The organism is Polaromonas sp. P1_G4 (assembly GCF_056405475.1).
On the sequence record NZ_JBFUCA010000984.1, the window covers coordinates 1 to 737 of the forward strand.

1 protein-coding gene is annotated in these 737 nt (G+C 63.2%); it reads right to left on the minus strand.

What is annotated here, in order from left to right; all coding sequences use genetic code 11:
* Positions 1 to 737: aldehyde dehydrogenase family protein (locus tag AC1D1X_RS24890; protein ID WP_477699570.1), on the minus strand; the 737-nt coding region annotated here is incomplete at both ends.

A 737-nucleotide genomic window follows, 5' to 3' on the forward strand; every position in this document is an offset into this window, starting at 1 on the left:
ATGCTGGCCACCGGGCCAAAAATTTCTTCACGGTTGATGCGCATGCCGGCGGTGCTTTCGCTGAAAAGCGCTGGTGTCATGAAGTAGCCTTCGGCGCCGCTGCCGGTATGGCAGCGCACGCGGTCACCGCCAAACGACAGCGTTGCGCCCTCCTGCTGGCCGATGGCGATGTAGCTTAAGTCCTGCTCCAGCTGGGCTTGTGAAGAAACCGGGCCGATGTCGGTTCCGGCGGTCAGGGCGTCGCCCACCTTGATGCGGGCCATGCGTTCGTGCAGCGCCTTGACAAAAGCAGGGTAGATGCCTTCGGTCACGATGAGGCGGCTTGATGCCGTGCAGCGCTGTCCGGTGGAATAAAAAGCGCTCTGCGCGCTGAGTTCCACGGCCTGGGTCAGGTCGGCGTCATCCAGGATGACCTGCGGGTTCTTGCCGCCCATTTCGAGCTGCACCTTCTTGAGGTTTTTTGCGCAAACCTCTGCAATGCGGCTGCCCACGCCGACCGAGCCCGTAAAGCTGATGGCATTGACGCCCGGATGGTTGACCAGCGCATCGCCGATGACGCGGCCGGGGCCCATCACCAGGTTGAACACGCCCGCCGGAATACCCGAACGCGAAATGATTTCGGCCAGGGCCCAGGCACTGCCCGGAACCAGGTCTGCCGGCTTGAGCACCACGCAGTTGCCGAAGGCCAGCGCCGGCGCAATCTTCCAGGCCGGGATGGCGATGGGGAAATTCCACGG